This is a genomic window from Terrisporobacter muris (assembly GCF_024621905.1).
GTDB classification, from domain to species: domain Bacteria; phylum Bacillota; class Clostridia; order Peptostreptococcales; family Peptostreptococcaceae; genus Terrisporobacter; species Terrisporobacter muris.
Genome location: NZ_JANKBY010000363.1, coordinates 1 through 3,252, shown reverse-complemented (window position 1 = coordinate 3,252; position 3,252 = coordinate 1). Strand labels below are relative to the sequence as shown.

At 28.6% G+C, this 3,252-nt stretch carries 3 protein-coding genes; all 3 read left to right on the top strand.

Features of this window, described 5'->3' with window-relative positions:
• Positions 1 to 180: 180 nt before the first annotated feature.
• A complete protein-coding gene (locus NSA58_RS17815) occupies positions 181 to 1,026 on the top strand; it encodes a sulfurtransferase (protein WP_039678090.1) in 846 nt (281 codons plus the stop codon).
• Between the two features lie 55 nt (positions 1,027 to 1,081).
• Positions 1,082 to 2,656 carry a nitrite/sulfite reductase gene (locus tag NSA58_RS17810; protein ID WP_074429921.1) on the top strand — a complete coding sequence of 525 codons (1,575 nt, stop codon included), beginning with the start codon at positions 1,082 to 1,084 and terminating at the stop codon, positions 2,654 to 2,656.
• A gap of 192 nt (positions 2,657 to 2,848) precedes the next feature.
• On the top strand, positions 2,849 to 3,252 hold a 404-nt coding region (locus NSA58_RS17805; protein ID WP_257560764.1), incomplete at its 3' end, for an NAD(P)-binding protein.

Sequence of the window (3,252 nt, the reverse complement as noted above, 5' to 3'; positions counted from 1 at the left end):
TGAATATTAAAATAAATAAGAGGCTACTATTTAAGTAGTCTCTTATTATTTATATAATGGTTATAATTACTTAAGTTGAAACAGTGGTAATTTTGCTAATATTGTAATAAAACGTTATCTTGTAGTATAATGTTTAATAATTAAAAATTATTAAAGAAATATATTTTAGGAGAGAGTAAAATGTCAAATATGGTAAATGCCAAGTGGCTAAAAGAAAATTTAAATAATGATAAATTAGTTATAGTAGATTGTAGATTTTCACTAATGGACAAAGAATATGGAAAAAGAAGTTATGAGGAATCTCATATTCAGGGAGCTGTAAGAGTAGATATAGAAACTGAATTATCTGCCCCTGTAAAAGAACATGGTGGTAGACATCCACTTCCTTCTGCAGAAGAATTAAAAACTACTTTTGAAAATATAGGAATAAATAATGACTCTGTAGTCGTAGCTTATGATGAAGGTGACTTAGCAGGTCCTGCAAGACTTTGGTGGATACTAAAATATTTAGGACATAATGAAGTTTATGTGTTAAATGGCGGTATAAAAGCCTTTGAAGAAATTGGTGGAAAAACAACTAGTGAATCTACTTCAGTTAAAAAAGGTAACTTTGAACTAAATGTAAATGAAAATATTAGAGTTGACATGGAGTATGTAAGAGAAAGATTACATAAAGACAATGTTGTTATAGTAGACTGTAGAGAAAATGGTAGATACAATGGTGAATTTGAACCAGTAGATAAAAAGGCTGGTCATATTCCAAGTGCACTAAATTATTTCTGGATGAATATTTTAGATAAGCAAGATGACAGATTAACTATGAAAAAAGAAGAAGACTTAAAAGAATATTTTAATAAGTTAAACAACTATGATGAAGTAATTATTTACTGTGGTTCAGGTATAACTGCCAGTCCTGTAAGTTTAGCACTTACTGAAGCTAATATTGATCATAAATTATACGCAGGAAGCTTTAGTGATTGGATTAGTTACGAAGAAAATAAAGTAGATACAATAGAAGATAAATAGATTTATTACTTTTGTAAACAATATATAAGAATATATTTTTAAAGAGGTGATGATTATGCATAATCTAGAAAAAACTAAAGAATTATTTCTTAGTGAAATACCAAACTTTAAAGAGCAATGTTTAAAGCTTTTAAATGGTGATTTATCTAAGATGGATTATAAAGGAATATCAGGAGGATATGGGGTTTATGCCCAAAGAGATCAAAAATCATTTATGATAAGACTCAGATTTTCCAGTGGTGTAGTAACTGTGCCTCAATTACATAAGGTATATGAGTTTGCTAAAAAATATAATTTAGATGGAATACACTTTACCACAAGACAAGCAGTACAACTACATGACTTAGATGTGGACGGAATTTGTGACATAATGGAAGAAGGTATTAAAAACAATATATTTACACGTGGAGGTGGGGGCAACTTTCCAAGAAATGTTGGATTATCACCACTTTCTGGTGTAGATACAGACGAGGCCTTCGATGTTACACCTTATGCAGTAGCAACTGATAAACATTTTATGAGTAAAATTACTACTTATCATTTACCTAGAAAACTTAAAGTTTCTTATTCTTCTTGTCCAATGGATGCAGCTCACACTACAGTACAAGATTTAGGATTTTTAGCTGTAATGAAAGAAGATAAGCCTTACTTCAAAGTTTTTGTTGGCGGAGGTCTTGGTAAAAACCCTGCAGTTGGTCTAGAATTAGATGAGTTAATCGAGCCAAAGGATGTACTGTATTATGTGGAAGGTTTAACTAAGCTATTTATGGATGAGGGAGATTATTCAAACAAACATAAAGCAAGAGTTAGATATATGGTTTATAGACTGGGAGAAGAAGAATTTATTAAAAAATTCAAAGAATATGTGGCCAAGGAAAAGGAAAATAATAACCTTGATATTCAACTAGAAAATGTAGATTATCCTAATGATGGTGGAGTAAAAACAGATATTAAAGATTGTAGATTATTCCCACAAAAACAAGAAGGATACTATAGTGTTTATATTCATCCAATAGGAGGTCAATTAAAGCTTGATGATTTAAATAAATTATTAAATACGCTAGATAATTGCAAACATGCATCTATTAGACTTGCCATGACAGAGGGTATATTTATTATAAATCTTGATGGAAAAGAAGCAGAAAACTTACTTGAAGTTAGTAAAAATTTTAGTGGATGTACTAGTATAGAGAAAAGTATTTCTTGTATTGGTGTGCCAAGATGTCAAATGGGAATTCAAAATAGCCAAAAGATGCTACATGAAATTATTGACTACTTTAAATCAAATTGCGATGGTGATTACACTATTCTTAACGCTATGCCAAGAATTTATATTTCAGGATGTATGAACTCATGTGGTGTGCATCAAATAGGTGCCATAGGTCTTACAGGTAAAAAGAAAAAAGTAGATGGTGAAATGTGTGATGCTTTTGAAATATTTATAGATGGTGATTTTGAATATACAAAAACAAGACTTGGTAAATCTTTAGGTGATTTCAAAGCAGATGATATACCAAAAATGTTATTTGAAATTGGTGAAAAAGTTGCAAATGCAGATATGGATTTCTACACATATTATGCATCTAATGAAGATGAAATAAAAGATATAACTTCAAAATATAATATTTAATATCTGTAAAAACTGATACATAATATGTATCAGTTTTTTATTGATGTTTTTTAACTTTAACCACACAAAATAGACTACCCATAAATTAACTTAAAGGTGCGAATTTTAATTAATTATAAAGACATAATATAAATATAATATTGCAAAGTAAACTTTAATAAGAATAAATAATATGCTGAGAAGGGATAATTTATGGATAAAAAAACAATTATTATTGGTGGAGGAGTAGGAGGGTTATGCAGTGGAATAAGATTATTAAGTAAAGGTTACACTGTAACTTTATTAGAAAAAAACGAAAAATTAGGAGGAAAAATTAATATAATTGAAAATAGTCAATTTAAGTTTGATTTAACTGCTTCAGTTGTAATGACTCCTAAAATTTATACTGATATATTTAATGATGTGGGAAAAAACTATAAAGATTATTTTAAACTACATAAGTTAGATCCTATTTATAAAGTATTTTATCATGATAAGACTTGCTACAACTACTACAGTGATACTAACAAAATGATTAATGAGTTGGAAAGTTTAGAAAAAGGGCTATCAGCTGATTTTTATAAATTTTTATCAAAATCTTATGAAAAATACTTAGA

Coding starts and splice junctions, on each gene's coding strand:
- NSA58_RS17810 (WP_074429921.1), top strand. CDS start 1,082: ATGCATAATCTAGAAAAAACTAAAGAATTATTTCTTAGTGAAATACCA.
- NSA58_RS17815 (WP_039678090.1), top strand. CDS start 181: ATGTCAAATATGGTAAATGCCAAGTGGCTAAAAGAAAATTTAAATAAT.